General features: G+C 64.8%; 20 protein-coding genes. All 20 read right to left on the minus strand.

What is annotated here, in order from left to right; all coding sequences use genetic code 11:
• Nucleotides 1-388 precede the first annotated feature (388 nt).
• The 20 genes from G453_RS0110315 to G453_RS0110410 all read right to left on the minus strand — a co-directional run bounded on the left by G453_RS0110315 (nucleotide 389) and on the right by G453_RS0110410 (nucleotide 26067).
• Entirely contained in the window at nucleotides 389-1090 is a 702-nt protein-coding gene (locus tag G453_RS0110315) for an ABC transporter ATP-binding protein (RefSeq protein WP_027191009.1), read from the minus strand.
• Complete coding sequence (locus tag G453_RS23385; RefSeq protein WP_043645419.1) at nucleotides 1083-1898, minus strand: ABC transporter ATP-binding protein; 816 nt, start codon at nucleotides 1896-1898, stop codon at nucleotides 1083-1085. Before G453_RS23385 ends, G453_RS0110315 begins: the two co-directional genes overlap by 8 nt.
• Nucleotides 1895-2767 carry a branched-chain amino acid ABC transporter permease gene (locus G453_RS0110325; RefSeq protein ID WP_027191010.1) on the minus strand — a complete coding sequence of 291 codons (873 nt, stop codon included), beginning with the start codon at nucleotides 2765-2767 and terminating at the stop codon, nucleotides 1895-1897. The genes G453_RS23385 and G453_RS0110325 overlap by 4 nt, the downstream gene beginning before the upstream one ends.
• A 2-nt stretch (nucleotides 2768-2769) precedes the next feature.
• Nucleotides 2770-3720, minus strand: coding sequence for a branched-chain amino acid ABC transporter permease (locus G453_RS0110330; RefSeq protein WP_027191011.1), 951 nt, complete (start codon nucleotides 3718-3720; stop codon nucleotides 2770-2772).
• A 153-nt stretch (nucleotides 3721-3873) separates the two neighbouring features.
• A complete protein-coding gene (locus tag G453_RS0110335; RefSeq protein WP_027191012.1) occupies nucleotides 3874-5043 on the minus strand; it encodes an ABC transporter substrate-binding protein in 1170 nt (389 codons plus the stop codon).
• A 69-nt stretch (nucleotides 5044-5112) separates the two neighbouring features.
• Nucleotides 5113-6489, minus strand: coding sequence for a glycerate kinase type-2 family protein (locus G453_RS0110340; protein ID WP_027191013.1), 1377 nt, complete (start codon nucleotides 6487-6489; stop codon nucleotides 5113-5115).
• On the minus strand, nucleotides 6476-8884 hold the full coding sequence (locus G453_RS26255; protein ID WP_027191014.1) for an EAL domain-containing protein: 2409 nt from the start codon (nucleotides 8882-8884) through the stop codon (nucleotides 6476-6478). The genes G453_RS0110340 and G453_RS26255 overlap by 14 nt, the downstream gene beginning before the upstream one ends.
• 294 nt (nucleotides 8885-9178) lie before the next feature.
• The gene (gene hmcD / locus G453_RS28410) at nucleotides 9179-9319 is read right to left on the minus strand and encodes a sulfate respiration complex protein HmcD (protein WP_169725313.1); all 141 of its coding nucleotides are present in this window, start codon (nucleotides 9317-9319) and stop codon (nucleotides 9179-9181) included.
• 16 nt (nucleotides 9320-9335) lie between these two features.
• On the minus strand, nucleotides 9336-10502 hold the full coding sequence (hmcC, locus tag G453_RS0110355) for a sulfate respiration complex protein HmcC (RefSeq protein ID WP_051272332.1): 1167 nt from the start codon (nucleotides 10500-10502) through the stop codon (nucleotides 9336-9338).
• A gap of 86 nt (nucleotides 10503-10588) precedes the next feature.
• Nucleotides 10589-11560: a sulfate respiration complex iron-sulfur protein HmcB gene (hmcB, locus tag G453_RS23395; RefSeq protein ID WP_051272269.1), complete on the minus strand. Its 972-nt coding sequence runs from the start codon at nucleotides 11558-11560 to the stop codon at nucleotides 10589-10591.
• 9 nt (nucleotides 11561-11569) lie between these two features.
• Nucleotides 11570-12418 (minus strand): cytochrome c3 family protein, encoded by an 849-nt coding sequence (locus tag G453_RS0110365; protein WP_169725314.1) that lies wholly within the window; start codon nucleotides 12416-12418, stop codon nucleotides 11570-11572.
• A 788-nt stretch (nucleotides 12419-13206) separates the two neighbouring features.
• Nucleotides 13207-13620, minus strand: a complete 414-nt coding sequence (locus G453_RS23400) for a cytochrome c3 family protein (protein ID WP_043645422.1) — start codon at nucleotides 13618-13620, stop codon at nucleotides 13207-13209.
• Nucleotides 13620-14915 carry a (Fe-S)-binding protein gene (locus G453_RS23405; RefSeq protein WP_084502234.1) on the minus strand — a complete coding sequence of 432 codons (1296 nt, stop codon included), beginning with the start codon at nucleotides 14913-14915 and terminating at the stop codon, nucleotides 13620-13622. Before G453_RS23405 ends, G453_RS23400 begins: the two co-directional genes overlap by 1 nt.
• A 10-nt stretch (nucleotides 14916-14925) precedes the next feature.
• Nucleotides 14926-15576 (minus strand): hypothetical protein, encoded by a 651-nt coding sequence (locus tag G453_RS0110380; RefSeq protein WP_027191017.1) that lies wholly within the window; start codon nucleotides 15574-15576, stop codon nucleotides 14926-14928.
• Between the two features lie 1061 nt (nucleotides 15577-16637).
• Nucleotides 16638-17111 (minus strand): RrF2 family transcriptional regulator, encoded by a 474-nt coding sequence (locus tag G453_RS23410; RefSeq protein ID WP_051272276.1) that lies wholly within the window; start codon nucleotides 17109-17111, stop codon nucleotides 16638-16640.
• Nucleotides 17112-17209: 98 nt separating this feature from the next.
• Nucleotides 17210-20125, minus strand: coding sequence for a DEAD/DEAH box helicase (locus tag G453_RS0110390; protein WP_051272279.1), 2916 nt, complete (start codon nucleotides 20123-20125; stop codon nucleotides 17210-17212).
• Entirely contained in the window at nucleotides 20112-21485 is a 1374-nt protein-coding gene (locus G453_RS0110395; RefSeq protein WP_027191019.1) for a sigma-54-dependent transcriptional regulator, read from the minus strand. The genes G453_RS0110390 and G453_RS0110395 overlap by 14 nt, the downstream gene beginning before the upstream one ends.
• A gap of 9 nt (nucleotides 21486-21494) precedes the next feature.
• Nucleotides 21495-23144, minus strand: a complete 1650-nt coding sequence (locus tag G453_RS0110400; protein ID WP_027191020.1) for a sensor histidine kinase — start codon at nucleotides 23142-23144, stop codon at nucleotides 21495-21497.
• A 378-nt stretch (nucleotides 23145-23522) separates the two neighbouring features.
• Nucleotides 23523-24872 carry a hypothetical protein gene (locus G453_RS0110405; protein ID WP_027191021.1) on the minus strand — a complete coding sequence of 450 codons (1350 nt, stop codon included), beginning with the start codon at nucleotides 24870-24872 and terminating at the stop codon, nucleotides 23523-23525.
• Nucleotides 24873-24891: 19 nt separating this feature from the next.
• Complete coding sequence (locus G453_RS0110410) at nucleotides 24892-26067, minus strand: pyridoxal phosphate-dependent aminotransferase (RefSeq protein WP_027191022.1); 1176 nt, start codon at nucleotides 26065-26067, stop codon at nucleotides 24892-24894.
• Between the last annotated feature and the right edge of the window lie 6 nt (nucleotides 26068-26073).

Here is a 26073-nt window from a genome sequence, read left to right on the forward strand (position 1 = left end):
GTGCCGGGCTCTGCCCGGACCCGCCAGGAGGATGATCCCCCTGGGCCCTCAGTGGGCTTCGCAGGCAACACCGTCACTTTTCAGATTTCTCGCAAGAAAGCCCAGAAACGCGCAAAGCCGCGTTTCTGGGCTGTTATTTCTTATGATCGACAAGGGCTAGAACTGAGACAGGCGGGTCAGCCCCCTGCCCCAAATACACAACACTCCCGCGCACGACGCGAAGCTAAGAGCCGGGTCCAGGGGAGGCTTCTCCCCTGGCGGGTGCAGGGCGGAGCCCGCCGGGTCTGGGCGGAGCCCAGCCTCTCTCTCACCTGCTTTTCAACCTAACCCAGGAAAACCATTATACTTTATTATTGAAAACATGTTCATGCTTTCAATAACGAGGGTGCTACCCCAGATACGCCTTCTTCACGCGCTCGTCGCCCGCGAGTTCCTTGGCGTCGCCCTCGGCCACGATGTTTCCCGCCTCAAGCACGTAGGCGCGGTGGGCGGTCTTCATGGCGAGGTTGGCGTTCTGCTCCACCAGCAGGATGGTGACGCCTTCGGAGTTCAAATCAGCGATGATCTGGAAGATCTCCTGCACGATGATGGGCGCAAGCCCCAGGCTCGGCTCGTCCAGAAGCAGGAGCTTCGGGCGGCACATCATGGCGCGGCCGATGGCCAGCATCTGCTGCTCGCCGCCGGAGAGCGTCCCGGCCAGCTGCCCGGCGCGCTCCTTGAGGCGCGGAAAGAGCCCGTAGACCTTTTCCAGGTCGGCCTGCACCCCGGCCTTGTCGGAGCGGATGTAGGCTCCGAGCTCCAGGTTGTCGCGCACGGATTGGCGGGCCAGCACCTGGCGCCCCTCGGGGCAGTGGGCCAAGCCCAGGCGCAGCACCTTGTCCGGGGTGAGCCCGGCGAGGTCATGCCCGTCAAAGCTGATGGTGCCGGATTTCGGGGAGATGAGGCGCGAGATGGCGCGCAGGATGGTGGTCTTGCCCGCGCCGTTGGCTCCGATGAGCGTGACGATCTCGCCCTGGTCGACGCGGATGGTGGCGTCGCGCACGGCAAGCACCGGACCATAGGCCAGGGTGACTCCGGAGAGCTCAAGCATGGGACACCTCCGGCTTGACCATCGCCGTCTCGGGCGACTCGCCCAGGTAGGCCTCCACCACGGCGGGGTTGGCCTGCACCTCTTCGGGGCTGCCCACAGCCAGAAGCTCGCCGAAGTTGAGCACCGCGACGTTCTTGCACAGGCCCATGACCATGGGCACGTTGTGTTCGATGAACAGCACCGTGAGCTCGAAGCGGTCGCGGATGTCGCGGATGAAGCGGGCAAGGTCCTGCTTCTCGGAGGGGTTCATGCCTGCGGCGGGTTCGTCCAGAAGCAGCAGCTTGGGGGACAGGGCCAGGGCGCGGGCGATCTCCAGGCGGCGGCGCGCGCCGTAGGGCAGGCTGGCCGCTGGCGCATCCGCACGGTCGGAGAGGCCGACGAGGTCCACCAGGGAGCGGGCGCGCTCCAGGGCGTCGCGCTCGTGCTCGCGGGCGGCCTTGGTGCCGAAGACGCCAGCCCAGAGGCCTGCGCCGTCCTGGGACGTGCCCAGGGCGTGACGCGGGATGCGCACGTTGTCCAGCACGCTCATGCCGCCGAAAAGCCGGATATTCTGGAAGGTGCGGGCCATGCCCAGACGCGCGATGACGTCCGGGTCCATGCCGGTGATGTCGCGGCCCATGAAGCGCACCGTGCCGGAGCTTGGGCGCGTAAGCCCGGTGAGCATGTTGAACAGGGTGGTCTTGCCCGCGCCGTTGGGGCCGATCAGGCCGAAGATTTCGCCCTCGGCCACCTCGAACCCGACGCCCATGACGGCCATCAGGCCGCCGAAACTCTTGGAGAGGTTCTCCACGGAGAGGACGGCGCTCATGATTTTCTCCGGGAGAAGAGGCCCACGATGCCTTGGGGCATGTACACGCAGGCCAGCACCAGCACCAGACCGTTCAATATCATGCGCGAATCCTTGAGCGGGCGCAGGAGCTCGGGCAGGCTCACCAGCAGGGCCGCGCCGAGAAGCGCCCCCCACTTGGAGCGCGCGCCGCCGATGAGCACGTAGGCCAGACAGGCCACGCCCGCGTCGAATGTTCCCTGGCGGGTGTTCCAGGTGTTCAGGAAGGGGGCGCTCATGGCTCCGACCACTCCGGCCAGGGCGCAGCCGATGACGAAGGCCTGCACCTTGCGCCAGGTGACGTTCACGCCCATGGCCCTGGCGGCCAGCTCGTCCTCGCGGATGGAGAAGAACAGGCGGCCCGTGCCGGTGGCCTCCAAGCGTTTGAGGAAAAGAAGCGTCAGCACCAGGAGCGGCCCGAAGAACCAGATGTAGGCCAGACGGCTCTCGAAGGCCTGGGGGATGCCGAAAATGCCCACGGCTCCGCCCGCGATAGGCATGTTCAGCACCAGGACGCCGAAGACTTGCACGAAGGCGATGGTTGCCAGGGCCAGATAGATGCCGCGCAGGCGAAGCGCCGGGAATCCGAGCCCAAGCCCCAGGAGGATGGAGATGAGCCCGGCCACCAGCCATTCCAGCGGGAAGATGAAGAAGCCCAGGGTTTCGCGCAGGGGAGCCAGGGCCGGATGCGTGCCCATGATGGCCGCCACGTAGCCGCCCAGGGCGTAAAACCCTATGCTGGCCAGGGACAGCTGCCCGGCCATGAGCGGGAAATACAGGCTCAGGCCCAGCAGCGCCTGCTGGATGATGGTCACGAAAAGAAAGCCGTAGCGCGAGATGAAATCTTCCACGGCTACACCTTCTGTTCCGCGTTTTTGCCAAGCAGGCCCTGAGGCCGCACCAGCAGGATGACGAAGAGCAGCACGTAGGCCACAGCCTCCTTGTAGGAGGACATGTCCGGTGGCAGGAAGGCCTCGGCCAGGCCGATGACCAGTCCGCCCACCACGGCGCCGGGGATGGAGCCCAGGCCGCCCAGCACGATGACCGCCAGGGCCTTCAGGCCGTAGGCCACGCCGAAGTACGGCCCGGCCAGCCCGAAGCTGACTCCGATGAGCGTGCCGGAGAGCCCGCCCAGGATGCCAGAGATGAAGAACGTGCCCATGATGAAGGTGTCCACGCCGATGCCAAGTAAGCTCGCGGTGTCCGGGTTCTCGGCGGTGGCCTGGAGGGCCTTGCCCTGCTTGGTGAAGTGGATGAACCACACCAGGGCCAGGAGCAGGAGCATGCTCACGCCGAAAAGAATCACCTGCACGGAGCGCACCGCGACGATCTTGTCGCCGATCTTGAAGATCATGGCCGCAGGCAGGGAGCCGAACACGTCGGGCGGGAAGGAGTATATCTCCGCGCCGAAGAGGTACTGGATCAGGTTCACCAGGATGAGCGCCACGCCGAGGCTGGACACCAGGGCCAGCAGGGCGTCCGCGCCGCGCTTGCGAAGCGGCCTGAAGGCCAGCCGCTCAACGGCCAGCCCGGCGAGTCCGGAGAGGAACGCGCCCGCCAAAAGCGCCAGCACGAAGGGCAGCTTGAAGGGCAGGGTCACTCCGGCCAGCATGCCGTTCAGCCCGAACTGGCCCACGGCCAGCACGTAGGTGAGGTAGGCCCCCAGGGTGAACACCGCGCCGTGGGCGAAGTTGATGATGCCCAGGATGGAGAACACCAGGGTGTAACCCAGGGCGAACACGGCGTAGACGCTGCCGATGGACAGGCCGTTCAGGAGATTTTGTAGAAACCAGGCTAGGGACATGGTACCAGGGTCTGCTTGAGTATCACGTTTGGGCCGGAAGGCCGGGAGCGGTGTCGGACCCGCCCGCGAAGCCGCCCGGACGGGCGAAAAGCCGGAAATGCCAGGGACGCGTTACAAATAGGGGGAGGCTTGCGCCTCCCCCGGATGCTGTCGTTACTTGGTCAGGACGAACGCGCCGGTCTTGCCGTCGGGGTTCATCTTGACGGTGGAGACGTAGAACTGCTTCTGGACGACCTCACCCTCCGGAGTCAGGCTGATCTCGCCCACCGGGGTGATGAAGGAACCGGTACGCAGGGCCTTGTTCAGGGCAACGCGCACTTCGGCCAGATCCATGTCGGTGATCTTCTTGCCGGTCTGCTTCTCGATGTTCCTGAGCGACTCGACCACCACCTGCACGGCGGTGAAGGCCTGGGCTGCGAACTGCGGGGGAGTCTTCTTGTAGGCTTCCTCGAACTTGGCCACGAAGGCCTTGTTGGTGGGGTTGTCGGCCTGGGGGCTGTAGGCCTGGGCCACCAGGATGCCTTCGCACAGGGGGCCGCACACCGGGAACATGTTGGTGGAGTTGAAGCCGTTGCCGCCGACGATCAGGCCCTTGTAGCCCAGCTGGCGCAGCTGCTTCACCAGGTTGCCGCCGTCGGCGGCGAGGCCGGAGATGACCACCAGGTCGGCGTTGGCGCCGAGCACGGCGGTCACCTGGGTGGTGAAGTCGGTGTCGGTGGTCTGGAACTTCTGGATGGTGACGACCTCAAGCCCCAGGCCCTTGATGGCTTCCTGGAAGATGCCGGTCTCCGAGGCGGAGAAGGCGTCGTTCTGGGCGAACATCACCACCACGCGCTTGATGTTGGGGTTCAGCGCCATGGCCTTCTTGAGGGAGTTGGGAGCCACGTCGGTCATGGGGGCGGAGATGCGGCCCACGAACTCGCCGATCTGGGGGATGCCCTTGGCGGTGTTGGAGGGTCCGACCACGGGCACCTTGGCCCGGTCGGCCAGGGGGTTGGCCGCGAAGGCCTGCTGGGACAGGGTGGGGCCGATGATGGCCACGACCTTGCCGGTGATCAGGCTCTGGAAAGCGTTGACCGCGCCCGCTTCGTCGCCGGCGGTGTCCTGGTAGATCAGCTTGATGGGGGTGCCGTTGATGCCGTTCTGGGCGTTGAAATAGGCCTCGGCGATTTTCGCGCCGTTCATCTGCTCTTCGCCGAAAAGGGCCACGTTGCTGGTTGTGGCCACGGCAAAGCCGATGGGAACGGGGTTTGCGACGGGTTCCGCCATGGCGGGGACCGCCAACGACAACAGCAAAGCCATGAGCGCAATCACTCGGGTCATGCTCTCCTCCGGGCTGATGGATGTGTTCGAATCCAGACAAATTCCTCTCAGCGAGGCTGTCTTGTCAAGCTATATCACCACGATCATATGCAGATCGCACACGTTGGTCATGGTGGGGCCGGTCTTGTACAGGCCGCCCAGGGCCTCGAAAAAGTGGTAGGAGTCGTTCTCGGCCAGGGCTTTCCCCATGGACAGGCCCATTTTCCGGGCTTTTTCCAACAATTGCGGCGTTGCGAAGGCTCCTGCGGCGTCCGTGGGGCCGTCCGAGCCGTCTGTCGAGGCGGACAGGTAATAGATGTTTTTGCCCGAGTCGGCGTCCTTGTCCATCTCGGCCAGGAAGGCCAGAGCCATCTCCTGGTTGCGCCCGCCCTTGCCCTCTCCGGCCAGGGTCACCACGGTCTCGCCGCCCAGCAGCACGCAGGCGGGTTTGGCCACCAGCATGCCGGACTTGCGCACGTCCTTGGCGATGCCCGCCTGGAACTTGGCGGCCTCGCGGGCCTCGCCGGTCAGCAGGCAGGTCAGGGGGGCCACGTTGTAGCCGAGCTCGCGAGCCTTGTCGCAGGCTGCCATCAGCGCGGCCTGGTTGGTGCCGATGAGGATGTTGTCGGCCAGGGCCAGCACAGGGTCGCCGGGCTTCACCGTCTCCTCCACCGCACCCTGTTCGCCCAGGGTCAAAACCTTGAGCACGTTGGGGGGCAGCTTGTCCGCGATGCCGTATTTGCGAACGATGCCCATGGCCTCGGCGAAGGTGCCCTCGTCGGCGCTGGTGACGCCTGAGGCGATGGTCTGGAGGCAGTCGCCCACCACGTCGGACAGGATGAAGTTGAGGCTCCTGGCCGGGGCCATGAGCTTGAGGAAACGCCCGCCCTTGAGCATGGACAGGTGCTTGCGCAGGCAGTTGATCTCGCGGATGTCGGCCCCGCAGGCCAAGAGGGCCTTGGTGGTCTCCTGCTTGTCGGAAAGGGTCAGCACGATGGTCTCGCCGTTTACCACGTAGCGAAGCGGCGCAGGCATGAGCGCCGAGCCGCCCCCGGAGATGCAGGTGATGACCAGGGTCTTGTCGTCGGCGCCGCGGGCCAGCTCGGCCAGCCGGAGCGCGCCGTCCACGCCGTTCTGGTCCGGCACGGGATGCCCGGACTCCACCTGCTCGATGCGCGTGAGCGTGTCCGTGTGGCCGTACTTCACCACCACCAGCCCAGCCGTTATCCTCCCGCCCAGGAGTTCCTCGAAGGCCCTGGCCATGCGGGCCGAAGCCTTGCCGCCGCCCAGCACCAGGATGCGCGAAAACGGCGTCAGGTCCACCCGGCGCACCTCGCCCTCCATGTCCACCACCAGCACGTCGCCCTCCAGGCGGACGTGGTTGGTGATCATCTTGTAGGGGTCGATGCGGTGAAGCGCTGCGGTGAAGATCGTCTCCAGATCCTTGGCGGGGTCACTGGTGGGCATGTTCTCTCCTTGGGGATTCGAAGTATGTGGATTCCACGTCCTGCGCAGTCATCGGACGCGCGAACAGATACCCCTGGCCCATCTCGCAACCGATCTCCTGCAGGATGGCGCGCTGGCCCAGGGTCTCGATGCCTTCGGCCACCACGGAGAGGCCCAGCCCGTGGGCCAGCCCGATGATGGCCCTGGCGATTTCCAGTGTGTCCGCGCGGGTTTCCAGATGCCTGACGAAGGCTATGTCCAGTTTGAGGTCATCGATGGGCAGCCTGTTCAGGTAGGCCATGGACGAGTACCCTGTTCCGAAATCGTCGATGCAGAAGCGCACGCCCACGGCCCGGAGCTGTTCGAGCTTGCGGATCATGGGAGCGCCGCCGGTCAAAAGCGAGGTCTCGGTGATCTCGAACTTCACCGAAGCCGAAGGCAGTCCGTTCTCCGCCAGCGTCTCCAGCACAAAACGGGTGAAATCCTGGTCCGGGATGTGCCGGGCCGACAGGTTCACCGAGAGCGTGAGCCCTGCCGCGTGCGGATAGCTGGCGCGCCACCCGGCGAAGGTGCGCAGGGCCTCGCGCATGATCCACTGCTCCAAGGGCACGATCTTGCCGGTCTCCTCGGCCAGGGGGATGAACTCCATTGGGGACACCGGTCCCAGCTCAGGATGGTTCCAGCGGACCAGGGTCTCGAAGCCGACCAGATCGCCGCCGCCCAGGCTCATGATGGGCTGGTAGACCAGATGGTAGTCGCCGTTTGCCAGAGAGCTCTCCAGGTCCCCTTCCAGCTGGAGGATGCGCTCGGTCTGGCGCAGGATGCTGGGCGAGAACACCCGGAAGCGGTTGCGCCCACGCTCGCGCGCCCTGCGCATGGCCAGATCCGCCTGGCGCACCAGCTCCTCGGCGCAGCTGTGCGTGGCCAGTCCCATGGCCAGGCCTATGCTGCTCCCCAGGCGCACCTCGCGCCCGCCAGCCGGGATGGGGAGCTTCAGGGCCTCCTGGATGCGCCTCATGACCTTGATCACGGTACGGAAGGTCTCGAAATCCTCCAGCAGCACCAGGAACTCGTCCCCGCCGAAACGCCCCACGGTGTCCAGGGTGCGCACGCAGTTCTGGATGCGCACGGCGCTCTCGCGCAGCACGTCGTCCCCGGCCTGATGGCCCAGGCTGTCGTTCACGGTCTTGAAGCGCTCCAGGTCGATGAAGAGCAGGCAGTAGCGGTAGTCGTCGCGCCGTTTGCGCCGTTCCAGGGCGCGCCCCAGGCGCTCCATGAGCAGTGTGCGGTTGGCGGTGCCGGTCAGGGCGTCGGTCAGGGCCAGATGCTCCACCTGCGACTCCAGGCGGTTGCGCTCGGAAATGTCCTCGAAGAACACGGCCACCTCGCCCGGCGCGGTGCGGAAGGCCCTGATGCGGAAAGCCCCGGAGATGTGCCTGTCCTTGTACAGGAACTGCTCGGCCTCCCAGGTCTGGCCTGTACGGCAGACCTCGCGGAACCGCTCGGGGATCTCCGTGCCTGCCAGGGAGGGGAAAGCGTCGTCGATGGTTTTTCCGATGAAGCGGGTGTTGTCCAGGTCAAGGATCGCGTCCGCTGCCGCGTTGGCCCGCACAAAGATGAGGGTGCCGTCCTGCTCCATGCGATAGAGCTGCATGCCAAGCGGCGACGACTCCACGATGGCCCTGAAGCGGGCGGAATCCTCGTGGGAGGCCTCCTCGGCCAGCTTGCGCGAGGTGACGTCCCGGCCAACCGCGATGATCTCGTGCACCAGCCCCTGCGGGTCCACAGCTGCGGTGTCGTGCCAGGAGTACCAGCGCCAGCCCTGGGCGGTCAGTACCCGGTTCTCCATGGTGGCGATATGGGGAGGGCGCGCCAGGGCGCTCAGGAACCTGTCCGTGGCCGCGCGGTCGTCCTCGTGGACCACGGGCATGAAGGCCGAGCCCAGGAGCTCGGCCTCGGATTTGCCGAAGGCCCGGCAATAAGACGGGCTGACCGACAGGAAACGGCCTACACGGTCCAGCTTGATGATGAGGTCGGTCTGGTTCTCGGTCACGAGACGGTAGCGGGCTTCGTTGTCGCGCAGGGCTTCGCGGGCGGCCCGAAGCTCCTGAAGGCTCGGGGCCATGCGCCTGACGCCCAGGATGAGAAGAATGACTCCCGCAGTCGGAACCGCCAGGAGCAGCAGGACCTGAAGCGGGTCGGAAAAATCGAAGATGTCGCGGTGAGCCGCCTGACCGCCAAGCCCCCGGGAAGAGACCCCCATCCACAGGGAATGCAGCCACGCGCCCTGCCCGGCTGCCACCAGCGCCAGCCCCGACGCGAGCTGCCCCGCCCCCGCGATGGAGCGCAGGCCGCGTTGCATCCCGCCCAGCACGACCACGGCAAGGATGAGCGCCAAGACCAGCGCGACGAGCACGGAAAGGGCTATGGCAGAACCTCCGCGAAAAGCTCAGCTCTTGTAGCCGCAGGGCCCGCGCAGGGCAAGCGGTTGGGGCTACGCCGGGACATGCCAGATCCCGCCATATCTCGCCGGTCAAGACATGCCCTCCGGGTTGGATCGCATCGGGCTGTGCCTGCCTATGCCTGCCATGTGGGGCATGCCGATAGTGCCGTGTGCGGACATGCGGCAAATCCCCCGCCAGACGCAAAAAGGCCACGGAGCGGTGCTCCGTGGCCTTTGCAGTCGTAAGGCGGTCCGGCGGGCCGGGGCCTAATGGTGGTTGTCGTCCTTGGGCTCTTTGCCGGTCAGGAAGATCCACCAGCCCAGGGCGGCGCCCAGGGTGACGGCCATCAGGATGTAGGCCACCCCTTTGGTGTAGACCATGAAGTCGTGATAGACGTGGAATTCCATGTCCTATTCTCCTCTCTTAATGGTGGCCCTTGTAGGCCGGGTGGTCGGAGAAGATCGCCATGTACTTGGAGATGAAGCGGAAGCACAGGATGATCAGGGTGACCACGAAAACCGAGACAATGATTTCCTGGAGCGAGGGCGTGTACCGTGCCGACTCGGGCAGGTGCACGTTGAAGCCGAACCAGGAGACGTTGAAGCGGTTGAACACGATGCCGAGCACCGCCAGGGTGGCGGCCACCTTGATGGTGCCGGTGTGCTTGTTGCGGTAGCCCACTGCGTACAGGAAGGCGGGCAGCAGCACGAAGCCGAACATCTCGGTGAGCCACATCAGGCCGTACTTCCCGTGGAAGATGTAGCCCCACTTGTCTTCGCCGGCGATGGCCATGATCTTCATGGCGAAGTAGCCCAGCATGACGATGGAGCAGGCCTTGGCGAAGGAGAACAGGATACCATCGTGGTCACGATTGTATTCCGGGCTCATGCGGCTGTGCAGGTAGTGATGCGAGATGGTTCCCTCGAAGATGACCATGGACATGCCCGCGAACATCGAGGACACGAAGAACTGCAAGGGCAGCTGGTAGGTGTACCAGAGCGGGTGCATCTTGTGCGGCGCGATGAGGTAGAGCATGCCGAGCGAGGACTGGTGCATGGTGGAGAGCACCACGCCCATCACGGTCAGGGGAATCGTGCACTTGTGGATGATGTGGCTGATCTTCTGCCAACCCACCCAGTCGGTGAAGTTGGGCATCCATTCGATCATCAGCACCGTGACGTACAGCATGACGCACAGGCCGACTTCGAAGAGGACCGAGCTTGTGCCCGGCGACCAGAACACGGGGTAAGGCAGGCGCCAGGGCTGGCCCACGTCGTACAGCAGGGCGTACACGACGAAGGCGTAGCCGAGAAACGCGGTCAGGATCGCAGGCTTGATGGCCGTGCGGAATCCCTTGATGTTGAAGATCAGGCCAGCTGCCGTGGTGGTGTAGCCACCGGCGGCCAGGGCGACGCCGCAGAGCAGGTCGAAGCTGATCCAGATGCCCCAGGGGTTGTTGTCGTCCAGGTTGGTGGTAGCCGCCAGTCCGCCCACCAGGAAGCGGTTGATGGTGACGACCACGCCCACCACGAAGATGAGCGACAGGATCGGGTGTTCCTTGGCGAACTGCAGATAGGTCTTGGGGCTCATAAGGCTTTTGATTACGCCCCAGGCCTCCGTAGGAGGCAGAATGACCGGCTGAGCGCCGTGATCGTGATTGCTCATGGTCGGCCTCCTTATTTCCCGGCCTTGGCGCGCTCATGAGCGATCGCCTCGGCAACGGCTTTTTGTTTCTCGTCCTCGGCCCTCTTGTCCTTCCACTTGGTGATCTGCCAGATGCCGCCCAGGAGAACGGGCCAGAGGCACGCGACCAGGGGGACCAGTCCCAGCGCGGAGCTGGTCAGCTGGGGAGCAGGGGTGGTTCCCAGATCCTCGCGCAGGCCGATCTGGGCGAAGGGCACGTTGGAGATGTACATCCAGTTGGTGCCGCCCATCTCGCGCTCGCCGTACACGTGGGGCAGGTACTTGCCCGGCACGTTGCCGATGCGCTTCCAGGCTTCCTTCAGGAGGTCGGTGCGCTTGCCCCAGGTCAGGGCCTCCATGGGGCAGGCCGACACGCAGGCGGGCAGCTTGGCGACGCCGGACTTAATGTGCGGGTGGCACATGTGGCACTTCTGCACGTAGGGGACGAGCTTCTTGTATTCGTAGGTGGGAACGTCCCAGGGACAGGCGACCATGCAGTAGCGGCAGCCGACGCACACGCTGCCGTTGTAGGTGACGCCGCCCTCGGGCTGCTTGGTGAAGGCCTTGACGAAGCAGGCCGACGCGCAGGCGGGCTCCTTGCAGTGCATGCACTGCATCTTCTTGAAGACCGGCTCCTTGCCGCCCAGAGCCTGGGGCTCGTACTTGTTCACCAGGGTGTACATGGTGGCGTCGGTACGATTGGTGGCGTTCATGCCTTTGAGGTCCTCGAACACCTTGGCGTCCTTCTGGGGAAGGGTGGTCCAGGGTTCGGTGACGTTCTTGGAGTTGATCGTGTTGCATCCCATTTCGCACTGGCGGCAGCCGATGCAACGGCTGGCGTCAAAAAGGACGCCGTAGGAGTTGGGGTATCCCTCGAAGGAGTGCCCGGCAGCGGCGTTGGCCGTGCCAGCCACGGCCGTGGCGGTCGCCGCGCCTGCAAGCCCCAGGAAGTGTCTGCGGTTCATAGCTACCTCTTATTTCTTGGGCGCGTGGCAGCCCTTGCAGTCCGTGGCCGGGACCGGCTCGACGCCCATGGCCTTGTGACACTGAATGCACTGAATGTGATAAGCGGCCATCAGACCGGGGCGCTTCGGGTCGTCCTGGGAGAAGGACTTGCCGTGGCAGGTGCCGCACTTGGGCGGAGCCATGCCAGCCGGGGTGTAGTGATGGCAGCCCTGGCACAGCGTGTCGGGCTGGGTGTGGAAAGCCTTGGCCAGATCGCCCTTGGCGGCGTCCTTGAGGTAATCCATGTGCGCGGAGTGGTTGAAGGAAACGGCTGCGTACTGCTTGGAGATCGCGCCGATTTCAACCACGTCGGGCTGGGCAGGCTTGGCGGCGGGAGCCGGGGCGGCCTTGGGGTCCTTGTGGCAGGCCACGCAGGAAGCGTCCTTGGGACCGGCCGCGATGTTGCGGTGGCAGCCCGCACACTGCTTCTTCTGGGTTTCCTTGAAGTGGCAGCCCACGCAGCTGGCCTTGGACTGGGCTGCGTGCATGGCCTGGGAAAGCTGAACGTTGCCGCCGTCAGGGGAACCCTGGCTGGTATGGCAGCTGGAACAGGAGGTCTGGTCGCCGGTATGGTGGCAGGTGTCGCAGTTGGAAACTGCGGCCTCATGCTTTTGATGGTTGAACTGCGCCTTGGACAGGGGTCCCTGTCCGGGCTTTCCGCCGATGGCGGTACCACTCATGAGGATCTGCGGCGACTGCGCCTTGGCCTGATCCCCGAAGCCCACGCCGAAACCGGCCACCAAAGCCGCCGTCAGCGAGAGCGTCAGAGTCAGGAAACAGACCCTGCCCCATCGTGATCTGGAAACACGTTTCACCATACGCATCCCGTCCTTGCCTCTAGGGTTGAACGCCTGAAACCACACCGTCGGAGACCCACCCCTCCGATCAGCGCAGGTGCTGTAATAAACAGCTAGCCTGAAACGATTTTGACCCTCGGACTAGACTACAGACAAGAGCTTCGTCAAGCAGTTCGTGAAAGAAGGGACATGCCGGAAGAGAGACGCGCGCATGGCCCCACGCCAGCAGGTTTAACGCCCGTCTGGATTATCCGGGAAATACCCCTCTTTTCAGGCGGGATTTTTTTCTTTAACGCCCGCAATTGCATACCATTTTAGTATGGTTATTCTGGCTCGCCCCCTGCCACGCCCGCGCCCAGCGCCCCGTCGGAAAAGGGTTGCCTTGCCCGCGCGATAGCTTTCGTCATACCTCTTTACCTCGGTTTTCCAGGATGTTGCCGGGAATCAGCTCGATTGCGCTTTGAGCGGGCATCTCTCGGACGCCCCCAGGCGAAGCGCTTACCCCTCCCAGATCAGGTCCGACGCAGGCGATTGCGCCACGCGGGTACTGGCGCGTCTGCCTCGCGACCCTCATCCGGGCGTCGCATTCCCCCGATCTTCCCCGCAATCTTCGACGCTTGCAGCCTTCTCTCATCCGGATTGTGCAGCCCGTTGTCCGGGTGCGCCCAGCCCCTTCTCATTTGAACGCCGTTCAAAACACTCCCTGATTGTTCACATCTGGAACAAGCCAACAAAAAACCCCGGCCCCAGGAGCCTTTCGGCTCCCGGAAACCGGGGCGGCGGGGTGGGGACTCCCGACCAACTCTGAGTTACTTCACCGTATGGCATCCAGCGCAGGAGCGCGGGCCGTAGGAGAGGTTCTTTTCCTTGGGCATCTTCTCGTGGCAACCCCAGCACTGCTTGTGGAAGGCGTCCTGCAGGCCGATCTTGCTGGTGGCCTTGGGACCGGAGTGGCAGGCCGCGCAGGAGGTCTCGTCGCCCGCCTCCCACACGTTCTTCTTGTCCTTGTCGTACTTGTGGTGACAGGTCTTGCAGTCCTCGAAGCCGTAGCCCTTGGCGGCCACGGACGCGGTGTGCTTGCCGTGAGTGAACATCACGGGGCTGCGCTGTGCGTTTTTGTCGCCCTTGAGGGTCATCTTGTCATCCTGGGCATGGCCCACAAGGACGAACGAGCAGAGCATGATGGCCGCGAACACGGCGGCGAGTGTGTGAATGCGGCGCATTATTCGTCCTCCTCTCCTTCGGGCTTCATGTGGGGCGGGAGTTCCATGAGTTCGCAGATGAGTTCCTTGAAGCTCATGACCTTGATGCCCAGGTCATATTCCTTGTTCAGGTCGTTGATCTGGTCGGTGCAGTTGTGGCAGGGCACCAGCACGAACTTGGCCCCTGTCTTCTGGATCTGCTCGGCCTTGACCTTGCCTGCGATCATGCGGGTCTTCTTGTAGTCCGCGCCCATGGGGATGAATCCGCCGCCGCCGCAGCAGCAGTGGCTCCATTCGCGGTGGGGCTCCATGGGAACGTACTTCTCGCACAACATTTCCATGAGTTCATCGCCGAGCTCGCCCAGGTCGCCGGAGCGCGACAGGTTGCAGGGGTGCTGGTAGGTGATCACGTCGTGGAACTTGTGCTTCAGCTTGATCTTGCCTTCCTTCATGTAGCTGTGGAACAGGGCCACGGCGTGGGTGACTTCCACGGGGGGCTGACCGTTCGGCTGCTTGGTCCAGTAGGGGCCTTCGTACTTGGCGGCGCGGTAGGCGTGGCCGCACTCGGTGATGCAGATCTTCTTGGCGTTCAGCTTCTTGGCCGCGTCGTACACCGACTGGGCCACCATGCCGGCCACCTGGAGGTTGCCGGAGAACATGGACAGGTTCGTGGCCTCCCAGCCGTGGCTGGGCATGGTCCAGTTCTCGCCGGCCGCATGCATGACCATGGCGGCTTCCTGGATGTCCTGCGGATAGTATTTGGGCTCGCGGGAGTTCACCACGAACATGATGTCGGTGTCTTCCTTGTCGATGGGGATTTCCAGGCCGTTCAGGCGGTCCTGGCCTTCCTCGGCCATCCACTCGCAGGTCTCGACGAATTCCTCGTCGGGGATGGACATCTGGTTGCCGAATTCGACGTAGCTCTGGTCGATGGTCATCAGGCGATCAGGGCACACGTTCTGGGTGCGCATGCACTGGCGGGCGACGTTGATCATGACCGCGATCTCGATGCCGAAGGGGCAGTACTGGGAGCAGCGGCGGCACATGGTGCACTTGGCCCAGGCGATCTCCTTCATCTCTTCGAGCTGCTCGCGGGTGACCTTGCCCTTGTTCTTGATCAGTTCGCCCAGGGTCTTGCGGGCCTTGTACTGGGGCATGAACTCGGGGTTGTCGTCGTTGGCCATGTAGAAGAAGCAGGACTCCGAACACAGGCCGCAGGAGGTGCAGGTCTTGAGCCAGGCGCGCAGACGTGCGGTGTCGTTGCGCTCGATGACCGCCATGATCTCTTCGGCGTTGACAGGCATTTGATCTGACATGTTGAGCCTCCTACCAGGTCTTGGTGCCGCGGCGGGCGAACTCGCTGCCGATGAAGGCGCGGGTCATGAAGAACAGGAACGCATGGGCCAGCTTGGTGAACGGGACGCAGATGAGCATCAGGCATCCCGAAAGCGCATGCAGCATGAGCATGGTGTCAGGGTCGAGCAGCATCTTGTGGTAGCACAGAAACCCGGTCAGGAAGGGCAGGAAGGTGATGGCCCAGACAACGAAGTCCTTGGGCTCGGTGACGATGCGCACCTGGGGCAGCACGAAGCGGCGCACCAGCAGGAACAGGGCGGCTGCCAGGAACACCATGGTCATGGCGTCGATCACCGAGTCGGACAGGCTGGGCCAGCCGATTCCAAGATTGAACTTCAGGGTGGTTGCGTGCCCCAGGGCCAGGAGCGGAGCCACGATCAGGCAGACGTGAAAGGCGAAGGTGCCCACGGTCAGGCCGGGATGCTCGCGCCAGCTGCGCGAACCGAAAGGCATGAGCCAGGCCCATACCGAACCCGCTGCCGCCGAGGCGTTGTAGTGGTTGTAGAAGACCTTGTCCGTGCGTTTGGACATCTTGTACAGCGAGGCGATCTGCCAGATGCTGCCCAAGACGAACACGGCGAAGGCAATCCATACCAATGGACCGTTCACGAATGCGTACATGGCGTCTCCTTTGAAAGTGATGGGCCAAAGTCCCCTGCCGGACGCCATGCGGCAACCGGCCACCAACAGTGTTCCACCCGCCTGGGCGGTTCATGCACGATCCATATGATGAAGGGGGGATGGCGAACCTGGCGCGCATCCAGGCCAGACAGCCTGAAATGACGCCGGACGCATGCACGCGGACAGCCTGAACGAGAAGACGCACCGAGAGCGCCCCCGCAGGCCGTACGGTCTGCCGGTGCGCAGGACACTTGATCAACGTAGCATGAGCCGGAAGCTGCACGGCCACGGACTGCGCCGCCACGCAACACCACCAGCCCGCGCACTGTTTGGCGTCCTGCGCGGACTCGAACCCCCCACCCCATCAACCGCCTGCACCTGCCGGGAATTCAAATTGGCGTCCGGCCTATGCACTGCGACCCGATTCCACTCCGTTTCGCGGATGCTGCTGTCCTGATGCAGGCATGCAACAGTCCTGTGCGCAGAGCGGAATTCAGGTATATGCGACCTACGCCTGCGTGAACACTCTGTCAACACCCTTATTTCTCTACCTTCAGGGAATGGATGCATAAATACCTTTACGTAATCACCCTACCACAAAAGGAGGAATTGCATGGGGGCTCCACCGGAGCAAACATCAATTTGTGAACTTTCGTACAATGGTGTACTTTCAAAGCTCGACCGAAAGAGTCCGGAAGAGTTCCAAGAGGAGAATTCCTACGGCATGGGAGACGATCTGAAGTGTGCAGAGCCCTGTCGTGCGGGTGGAGACGCCGGACAACGGACGCCTCGGCCCGGACGGGCTATGACGGGAAAGCGCCTGGAAAGGGTGAGGGGGCCTGCGAGCCTTCGCCATACCCGTGACAGGCTCCGGGGCCAAGCGCAGACGCCTGCGCCACGCAGGGCGGGCCGAAAGCTTCCACGAACCCGAGGCCAGCGCATCGGACTCGCGTCAGGCTCATGCCGGACGGGGAGTTGATACTGGGCAGGAAAATGCCGACGGGCCGAAAGGCCCGCCGACGAATATCAGAGCGTGAGGACGGACAGCCGTCCCAAGGGGATCAGTTGGTTTCGGCCAGCTCCCGCTCGGGAGCCTTCCCGCCCTCGCAGGCGGCCAGGGCGTCCTCGGCGGTGCTGGATTTCAGCAGCTCTTCCAGGCTCATGGCGTCCAGGCGTTCCAGCAGGGCCTTGCTGACCTCCTGCCACAGCCTGCTGGTGACGCAGGTCTTCAGGCGCGGGCAGCTGGTGCGCTCGGTCCAGCAGGTGACCAGATTCAGATCGCCCTCCAGGGCGCGCACGATCTCGCCCATGGAGATGTCCGCAGGCGGCTTGGCCAGCAAGTGCCCCCCCTTGGAACCGCGCATGCTGCGGATGAGACCGGCCTTCTTCAATATACGGGAGAGCTTCTCCAGATATTTCACGGAAATGCCCTGACGACTGGCGATTTCGCTGACCCGTACAGGGCCGTTGCCGCCGTTCTGGGCCAGATCGAGAAGCATCCTGGTTCCATAGCGGCTGCGTGTGGTTAATTTCATCTGGTCGTCCTTCTGGGTTACTGGTCCGGGCTTCTTTGCTCAAGCCTTGCAGCAACCCTTAGCCCGTGTCCACGGCCCTGACAAGCCGGGAATGACGCCTAGAGCCACTTCACGGGACAACGCACCACTTTTTGGGCCTTGTTGCGGTAGAGCAGGTAGCCGTTGTCGCGCCCAAACAGATACAGGTCGCGGGTTATGGCCACGTCCGCAGTGCAATACTTCGTGATTTCATCGATGCGGCCCTGCTTCCACCATTCCAGGGCCTGCAGCCCGTCGGCGGTCTTGGCCGCATTGAGCGTGGCGCTGCCCAGGCTGTCGAGCGAAAGGCGCACCCCCAGGCGGGCCTTGATGTGGTCCAGCATGTCAAGCGTGGGCAGGGTCGAGAAATCGAACGTCGTGTAGCCGCGCAGCACCTCGTAGTCGAAGCGCAGCGAATTGAAGCCCACCACCAGATCGGCCTGCGCCAGCGCCTGGATCAGCTCGTCCATGCGTTCCTCACTGAACACCAGGAAGTCGTCCAGGCCCGAGTCGTAAACGACGCCGACCGACACCCCCATCTTGCGGGCGTTGTGCCAGCCGCCCACCTCCTGGGCGGAGCGCTGGGTCTCCAGGTCGAACACCACGAAGCGCTTCGGGGCGGCCAGGGCCCTCTGATCGTTCTGCGTCGCCATGCCTTGGTCCCTCCCGAAAATCTCCTCAGATGTCGAAACGGTCTCCACAGCGAAAAGCTCTTCCGTCTCCGGCGTACCGCGAATCACCGCCTCCAGCACGAACTGCGCGGCCACCTTGTCGATGGGGCGGTTACCGGAGCCGCACTTGGGCGAGTGCACGCAGGAGGGGCAGCCGTTCTCGCAGGAGCACCCGGTGATGGCCGAGAGCGTGCGCTCCATGAGCTCCGTCGCGCGGGCGTAGGCCTGGCGGGTCAGCCCCACGCCGCCGGGCACGCCATCGTAGATGAACACCGCCGCCCGGCCAAGCTGCGGGTGCAGGGGCGTGGAGATGCCGCCCAGGTCGTTGCGGTCGGTCATCACCAGGAGCGGCAGGATGCCGATGGCCGCGTGCTCCACGGCGTGGATGCCGCCCATGAAGTGGAACAGCCTGCGCTCGGCCTCGTCCTGGGCGTAGCGCGGAATCTCGAACCACAACCCTTCGGTCTCGAAGGTGAGCGGCGGCAGGTCCAGGGGCACGATGTTCAAAAGCTGCCCGCCGCGCGTCTTGCGGCGCTCGTACCCGGTGATGGTCTCCGTGACCTTGAGCCGCCCAAGGCCGATGCGCGCCCCGAATGCCGCGCCCTGTTCGCGGATCTCCAGAATCTCGGTAGTCTTGTTGCCGCGCGGCCGGGTGTAATAGTCCACCTGTTTGGCGGCCACCAGGGCCATGCGCTCGGACAGGGACAGCGACTCCACCACGTAGCTCACGCTCCGGTGCAGGTACACAGCGCCGGGATGCGCCTCGCGGAAGGCGCGATGCTCGTCCATGAAGCCGATGGACACGCCGTCGGCCTCGATGTGGTAGCGCCCGCCCGAGCCGCGCAGGTCCACGTCCCGGTGCGGGGACTTGCGCGCGCTGTGGATGCGCTCGCCCGCCGCGTCCAGCAGGAGCTTCCCCGAATCCATCAGGCGCGTAAGCTCTGTCTGCACCGGCTTCGGGGCCAGATAGGCCTCGCCGGGGCGCAGGGCGTACTCGGCGGCGGCGCACTCCAGATGCCGGGCCAGGATGGCCGGGTTGTCCGGGTTGACCACGGCGTCTTCCGGGGGGCGGTCGAAAAAGTCCTCCGGATGGCGCATGAAGTACTGGTCCAGGGCGTCCTCCCCGGCCACCAGGATCACGGCGGATTCCCGCACGTTGCGCCCCACCCTGCCCCCGCGCTGCCAGGTGGACATGACCGTGCCGGGGTAGCCGGCCAGGATGCACAGGTCCAGGCCGCCGATGTCGATGCCAAGCTCCAGGGCCGAGGTGGTGATGACGGCCAAGAGCTCCCCCGAGGCCATGCGGCTCTCGATGTCGCGGCGCTCCTCGGGCAGAAATCCCGACCGGTAGGCGCTGATGCGCGGCGCCATGGGTCCGGCCTTCTGGGAAGCCCACAGGGCGATGAGTTCCACCATCTTGCGAGACTGGGCGTACACGATGGTGCGGAGCCCGCGCGCCAGGGCGGCTTTGAGCAGCAGGATGGCCGTGTGCGCCGCACCCTCCAGGGGGTTCACGAACAGGAAGTGCCGCTTGCCCGAGGGCGCGCCCGACTCCCTGACCACCTCAACGGGAAGGCCCGTGAGCATGTGGGCCAGTTCGCCGGGGTTTCCTATGGTGGCCGAGCAGAACAGGTGCGTGGGCTTGGCCCCGAAGCGCTCGCACACCCGGGCCAGACGCCGGAACACGTGGGCCATGTGCGAGCCCATCACGCCCCGGTAGGTGTGCACCTCGTCCACCACGATGTGGGTCAGCCCGGCCAGGAAGGTGGACCAGGTCTCATGATGGGGAAGGATGGCCAGATGCAGCATCTCCGGGTTGGTGATGAGCACGTTGGGGGGATTCTGCCTGAGCTTCTTGCGCTGGTAGGGCGTGGTGTCGCCGTCGTAGACCGCCACCGTGGGCCGGGCGGACCTGGGCAGCGTGGAGGTGAGCTCCGTAAAGGCCCGCAGCTGGTCCTGGGCCAGGGCTTTCAGGGGAAACATGAACAGGGCGCGGCTGGCCGGGTCGGCCAGGAGCTGCTCCAGCACGGGGAGCGTGTAGGTGAGGGTCTTGCCGGAGGCGGTGGGCGTGGCCGAGACCACATGCCGCCCGGCCCGCGCCAATGAGCAGGCCAGGGCCTGATGGCTGAACAGGCGCTCTATCCCCCGCGCGGCCAGCATCTCCGCCACGGCGCGCGACAGGGGCCGCGCCGGTTCGCCGTACTCGGCGGCCCTGCCCGGGATGACGCGGTGGTGGCAGATGCGGTCCTTCAGGCGCTCCGAGGCCTTGAGGGCCGTCACATACTCGGCGATGCCACCCTCTGGCGGCGGATCAATGCCCGGCAATGGTGTACTTCTTGAGCTTGTATTGCAAAAGGCTCTTGGAGATGCCCAGCATCTCGGCGGCCTTCACCTGCACGAAGTCGGAGCGGGCCAGGGCGCGGCGCACCAGGGCGGCCTCGATCTTCTCCAGGGTGTCGGAGAGGTTCAGCTGCACGGGCAAAAGGTCCACGGCGGACTTGTACTGGGTGTCCTCGTCTCGCAGCTCGGCGGGCAGGTCGTCCACGCCGATAAGCTCCCCGGAGGCCAGCACCACGCAGCGCTCCACCACGTTCTGGAGCTGGCGCACGTTGCCGGGCCATTCGTAGCCGGTAAGCGCGTCCATGGCCTCGGTGGTGAAGCCCTGCACGCTCTTTTCGTTCTCGGAGGCGTATTTCCTCAAAAAATGACTGGCCAGGAGCGGCACGTCCTCGCGGCGCTCACGCAGGGCGGGCATGTCGATGCGCACCACGTTCAGCCGGTAGAACAGGTCCTCCCGGAAGGTTCCGGCGGCCACGCAATCCTGAAGGTTCTTGTTGGTGGCGGCCACCACGCGGATGTCCACCTCCACCGACTCGGTGCCGCCCACGCGTTCGAAGGTGCGCTCCTGCAACACGCGCAGAAGCTTCACCTGGAGGTCATGCGAGAGCTCGCCGATCTCGTCCAGCAGGAGCGTGCCGCCGTGAGCCATCTCGAAGCGCCCCCGGCGCTTGGCCACCGCGCCCGTGAACGATCCCTTCTCGTGGCCGAACAGCTCGCTCTCCAGCACGCCGGGGCTCAAGGCCATGCAGTTCACGGTGACGAAGGGCTGGTCCTTGCGGGGCGAGGCGTAGTGGATGGCCTTGGCGATCAGCTCCTTGCCGGTGCCGGATTCGCCCATGATGAGCACCGTGGAGCGCGACGGCGCGGCCCGGTCCACCAGTTCCAGCACCTGCCCCATGGCCTTGGAGCGGCCGATGACCTGATGCACGGCGTAGCGTTCTTCCAGGCTCTGGCGCAGGAAGATGTTCTCGCGCTGGGTCTTTGCGAACTGGGCGGCCTTGGCCACGGTGAGCATGAGCTCGTCGTTGGCGAAGGGTTTGGTGACGTAGTCGAAGGCTCCGACCCGCATGGCCTCAACCGCCGCCTCGATGGAGCCGAAGGCGGTCATGATGATCACGGGGACGTGGGGATAGGACTTCTTGACGTGTTCGAGCACCTGCTGGCCGGTCATCTTGGGCATCTTCATGTCCGTTATGACCAAGTCCACCTCGGACTCCTCCAGATAGGCAAGGCCCATCTCGGGGTCGTCCAGGGCGGTGACCGCGTAGCCCGCGTCGGAGAGCAGGGCTTCCAGGATGAGCAGGTAGTTGCGCTCGTCGTCTAATATGAGAACGTGGGTTGCCATGGTTTCAGTCTAGGGTTTGGGGAAGAGGATGTCCACCCTTGCGCCGCCCTCTGGGTTGTCCCCAAGCTCGATTACCGCGTCGTGGCTGCGCAGGATGTTGGCCGTGATGGCAAGGCCCAGGCCGGTGCCCGAGTCTTTTGTAGTGAAGAAGGGGTCCAGGAGCTTGTCGCGGATGTCCGGGGGGATGCCCGGCCCGGTATCCATGATGCGCAGCCTGATCCCGGACTTTTCCACGGCCATGCGCACCACGATCTGCCCGGCCACGTCTTCGCCCTGCTGACTCTTCTGGACGGACATGGCCTCCAGGGCGTTCACCAGAATGTTGTAGAGAGCGCGGTAGAGCATGTCCTTGTCGCCCGCCACCATCACGCCGGTGGGGTAGTCGCGCACCACCTCCACGCGCTGCTCGCGGCACTTCTGCTCCAGGAAGGTCAGGGCCTGGTCCATCAGCAGGCCCAGGTCCAGGGGGTCGAGCTTCATGGTTCGGGGACGGGCGTAGTCCAGGAAATCGCCCACGGTCTTGGAGAGGCGCACGGCCTCCTCGTGGATGGCGGCCATGATCTTGGCCGTGAGCGGGTCCTTGTCCTTCAGGCGCGACACCAGGAGCTCGGCGCTGGAGCGGATGATGCCCAGCGGGTTTCTGATCTCGTGGGCGATGCCCGCCACCATGCGCCCCATGCTGACCAGCTTCTCGTTCTGCACGGCCTCGCGCTCGTACTCCTCGCGCTCGCGCATGCGCTGGGCGTTGATGCGGTCGGCGCGGTGGATGAGCATGCGCAAGACGAAGAAGATGAGCAGCGCCGTGCCCAGCGCGGACAAAATGATCACCCGCTGGAAGGTGATGAGCTTCTGGTAGTCGGAAGTGATGTCCTGGGTGAATTCCAGCGCGCCGATGACCTCGTTGACCGAGACCATCTTCACGCCGCGTCCGGGTCCGCTCTGGTTTTCGCCCGGTTTAGCGCCAGGTTTCGCACCTGCTCCCTCACCGGGAGCCGCTCCCTCGGGGGAGGCTGAGGCCTCGGGCGCGGCGCTGTCAGGATCAGCAGGCGTCTGGCCGCTCTGGGCATCCGGGTCGCTCGGATCGGACGGGCCGTCCGGCCCGGCGGCGATGGTGGCCTTGAAGCGCAGCGGGGCCATGGTGCGCATCACCACGGAGCGCGGCGCGATCTCCGCCGAGAACATGGCTCCGAGCGCTCCGGTCTGGTAGATTATCTCGTAGGTCAGCTTGCTCTCGTCCACGGCCAGGGCCACGGCCTCGCCCCCCAGGCCCTGCTCGCCCACCAGGGACTTGTCCAGGGCGAAGCCCACCACGCCGTCCGGGGTGAAGATGCGCAGGTCCTGGACCGGGAAGTCCTCCAGCACTGAGCGCACCACGCTCTCCAGTCGCCTGTACTGCTCCGGGTTGGCCAGGTTCAGCTCGCCGAACTGGAGCACGGCGGGCAGGGCGAAGCGGCGGGAGATGTTGTGGTTGAGCGTTTCGGCCCACAGGCGGGCGAACTCGTGCTGCTTTTCCAGGAGCACCTGCCGGGCCAGGTTGGCCAGGAAGATGGACATGAAAAGGCTCGCCAGCAGGGTGAGCACCAGGGTGCCCCAGCTGACGAACTTCAGGAGCCCGAAAGAGCCGTCGCGGTAGCGGCCTTGGCGGGGGGTCTTTTCCATGTCGCTCCTTCGAGAGGCGCCAGTGTCGCGTCCTTGAAAAACATGAACATGTTTTTCAAGGATAAAAATCGTTTACTGTGAGGACGCCATACTTGGGATGATACGAATGCGGCCCGCCGCCCCCGTCATGCGGGGGCGCGGCGGGCCGCCTTGGGATCAATACCGGGTCGGGGACTGCCCCGCAAGGACTTCCGGCGGGGGCTTCGCGAGGCTCCAGCAGAATTGCCCGCCCGCCACCTGCCGAACAGTCTGACTACGCGTAAAGGCATCGCATAATTGCGGATTCCAAAGGGCGCAGCCCTTTGGCCGCCGGAGGCGTTCCCCTACTGCGAATTCTGCGAGTACCTCATCATGCGCCTGTTTATCGACGCCGCCCTTCTAAAACGGCGTGGTCTTGTGCTCGGCGTTCAGGAACTCGGCCAGCTCGGCCTTTTCCTTGGCCAGTCCGTCCGCGCCCAGGCGGGCCTTGGCCAGGCGCTTGCCCAGCTCCACTGCGGGCTGGTCCAGCGGGTCGATGGACATGAGCCAGCCCGTGAACAGCGTGGTCAGCTCCAGCAGCCCCATGAGCCGCCCGCACTCGTGCGGGGTGCAGCTGCCCAGGCGGGCCTCCACCAGGGGGATGCCGCGCTGGGTCATGGCCATGCGCGAGCCCAGGGCCTCGGCCGGGAGCAGGTCGCCCATGGTCTTGCCGCGCAGGTAGCCGAACTCTGCCGGGATGTCGTCGGGAAAGGCCAGTCCGGGGTGCTCGTCGCCACTGGTGATGAACAGGCAGCCCTTGTCGCGCGGGCCGTCCAGGAACATCTGCTGGAGCGAGTGCTGGTCGGTGACGCCCACGGCGGGCAGAGGCATGGAGCCCTTGCCCTGCTTGCCCAGGCTCTCGGCCCAGAGCTGCCCGAACCACGCGCCCATGGTGGCCAGCTGCGGCACGTAGCAGAAGAATATCAGCTGGGTGAACCCTGAATCCATCAACGACCAGTTCCAGGTGGCCAGCTGCCAGGCCGGATGCGCCGAAAGGATCTTGGGCGAGAGGATGGTCTCGAACAGGGGCTTGGTCACGGCCAGGGTGCCTTCCACGATGGCCGCGTAGTCGATGCCCAGAAACGCTGCGGGCACCAGGCCCACGGCGGAAAGCACCGAGTAGCGCCCGCCCATGTAGGTGGGCACTGGCAGGGTGGTGAAGCCGTGCTTCTGGGACTCCTTGTGGAAGAAGCCCTCGCCGCCGGTGACCATGATCAGGTGGTCCTTCCAGCGCTGGCCCAGGCTGTCTTTGAGCCACTGGCAGGACAGGAAGTACTGGCTGGTGGTCTCGATGGTGCCGCCGGACTTGCTGACGGCCACCACCACGGTCTCCTCAGGTGACAGCTTGGAGAAGTAGGCCATGAGCGTGGGCACGTCCACGTTGTCGGCTATCCAGAGCCAGGGGCCGTCGTGGCCGGGCTGGTCCTGCTGGGGGAAGAAGGCCTTCTGGAGCGCGCGCGGCCCGAGCGCCGAACCGCCGATGCCCAAAAGCAGCATGTGCTTGAAGCCTTTCAGCCTGGGGGTCAGGATCTCCAGGTCGCGCTTGAGGGACGGCCAGTGCGGCATATTGATGAACGGAAGCCTGCCGCCCTCCGGGCCGGAGAGGTCGGTGGCCAGCTTTTCCACGAAAGCCCCAAGCCGGGCCTGGCCTGCGCTTGGAAATACTCCCTTGGGATAGGCGCTGGTCCAGTCGAGCAGGTTGTCGGACATGTCGTCGGCTCCTTGATGGTTAGCGGCTCAGAAGAACCTTGCCCACGGCCTCGAGAGCCTTGATGAGCGTTTCGTCGTCCACGGCGTAGGAAAAGCGGATGCAGCGGTCGTCCCCGAAGGCGCTGCCGGGCACCAGGGCCACCAGGGCCTCCTCCAGGATGCGGGTGCACAGGGAGGCCGAATCAGGGGTCTTGTCCGTGTAGCACGCGCTCACGTCCGGGAACAGATAAAATGCGCCGCCCGGGTTGGGGCACTTCACGCCCGGCCATCCGGACACGATCTTCATGGCCAGGTCGCGCCTGCGCTGGAAGTTGGCGCGCATCATCTCCACGTATTCGAAGCTGCCGGTCAGGGCGGCCACGGCTCCCTTCTGGGCGAACGAGCACACGTTGGAGGTGGACTGACCCTGGATCTTGGACTGGGCCTTCACCAGATCGGGGTGGGCCACGCCGTAGCCGATGCGCCAGCCGGTCATGGCGAAGCTCTTGGCCAGCCCGTTGACCACGGCCACGTTTTCGGGATGCTTCTCCCACCAGCCGATGCAGGAGGCGGGCTCCGAAGGCGCGTATACCAGCTGGTCGTATATCTCGTCGGAGATGACGAACACGTTGCGCCGGATGGCCCATTCCATGATGGCGTCCAGCTGCGCCTTGTTGTAGCAGCAGCCCGTGGGGTTGGAGGGCGAGTTCAGCACCAGCACTCGCGTGCCGGGGGTGCAGGCCTTGTCCAGCGCCTCGACCGACACCAGGAAGTCGTCCTCGGGCTCGGTGGGCACGGGCACGGGCTTGCCCCCGGCCAGGAGCACCATATCCGGGTAGCTCACCCAGTAGGGCGCGGGGATCAGCACCTCTTCGCCGGGGTTCAGAAGCGCCATGAACAGGTTGTAGAGCACCTGCTTGCCGCCGTTGGACACGATGACCGCCTCGCGCGGCGGGGTGACTCCGTAGAAGCGCGTGAAATAGCCGGCCACGGCGTCGCGCAGGTCGGGGATGCCGGGCACGGGGGTGTAGCGGGTGAAGTTCGCGTCCAGCGCGGCCTTGGCGGCGTCCTTCACGTGCTCGGGCGTGGGGAAGTCCGGTTCTCCCACGGCGAGGCTGATCACAGCCTTGCCCTGGGCTTTGAGCTCCTGGGCCTTGGCGTTCATGGCCAGGGTGGCTGACGGCTGAATCCGGGACAATTTCAGGGAAATGCGCATGCGTCT

This window comes from Fundidesulfovibrio putealis DSM 16056 (assembly GCF_000429325.1).
Lineage (GTDB): Bacteria > Desulfobacterota > Desulfovibrionia > Desulfovibrionales > Desulfovibrionaceae > Fundidesulfovibrio > Fundidesulfovibrio putealis.

Excerpts from the sequence above, each read along its gene's own strand:
- G453_RS23385 (WP_043645419.1), bottom strand. The coding sequence starts at position 1,898 with ATGAGCGCCGTCCTCTCCGTGGAGAACCTCTCCAAGAGTTTCGGCGGC.
- G453_RS0110395 (WP_027191019.1), bottom strand. The coding sequence starts at position 21,485 with ATGGCAACCCACGTTCTCATATTAGACGACGAGCGCAACTACCTGCTC.
- G453_RS0110335 (WP_027191012.1), bottom strand. The coding sequence starts at position 5,043 with ATGACCCGAGTGATTGCGCTCATGGCTTTGCTGTTGTCGTTGGCGGTC.
- G453_RS0110315 (WP_027191009.1), bottom strand. The coding sequence starts at position 1,090 with ATGCTTGAGCTCTCCGGAGTCACCCTGGCCTATGGTCCGGTGCTTGCC.
- hmcB (WP_051272269.1), bottom strand. The coding sequence starts at position 11,560 with ATGAACCGCAGACACTTCCTGGGGCTTGCAGGCGCGGCGACCGCCACG.
- G453_RS0110410 (WP_027191022.1), bottom strand. The coding sequence starts at position 26,067 with ATGCGCATTTCCCTGAAATTGTCCCGGATTCAGCCGTCAGCCACCCTG.
- G453_RS23410 (WP_051272276.1), bottom strand. The coding sequence starts at position 17,111 with ATGAAATTAACCACACGCAGCCGCTATGGAACCAGGATGCTTCTCGAT.
- G453_RS0110340 (WP_027191013.1), bottom strand. The coding sequence starts at position 6,489 with ATGCCCACCAGTGACCCCGCCAAGGATCTGGAGACGATCTTCACCGCA.
- hmcD (WP_169725313.1), bottom strand. The coding sequence starts at position 9,319 with ATGGAATTCCACGTCTATCACGACTTCATGGTCTACACCAAAGGGGTG.
- G453_RS23400 (WP_043645422.1), bottom strand. The coding sequence starts at position 13,620 with ATGCGCCGCATTCACACACTCGCCGCCGTGTTCGCGGCCATCATGCTC.
- G453_RS0110405 (WP_027191021.1), bottom strand. The coding sequence starts at position 24,872 with ATGTCCGACAACCTGCTCGACTGGACCAGCGCCTATCCCAAGGGAGTA.
- G453_RS0110380 (WP_027191017.1), bottom strand. The coding sequence starts at position 15,576 with ATGTACGCATTCGTGAACGGTCCATTGGTATGGATTGCCTTCGCCGTG.
- G453_RS0110365 (WP_169725314.1), bottom strand. The coding sequence starts at position 12,418 with ATGGTGAAACGTGTTTCCAGATCACGATGGGGCAGGGTCTGTTTCCTG.
- hmcC (WP_051272332.1), bottom strand. The coding sequence starts at position 10,502 with ATGAGCCCCAAGACCTATCTGCAGTTCGCCAAGGAACACCCGATCCTG.
- G453_RS0110400 (WP_027191020.1), bottom strand. The coding sequence starts at position 23,144 with ATGGAAAAGACCCCCCGCCAAGGCCGCTACCGCGACGGCTCTTTCGGG.
- G453_RS0110330 (WP_027191011.1), bottom strand. The coding sequence starts at position 3,720 with ATGTCCCTAGCCTGGTTTCTACAAAATCTCCTGAACGGCCTGTCCATC.
- G453_RS23405 (WP_084502234.1), bottom strand. The coding sequence starts at position 14,915 with ATGTCAGATCAAATGCCTGTCAACGCCGAAGAGATCATGGCGGTCATC.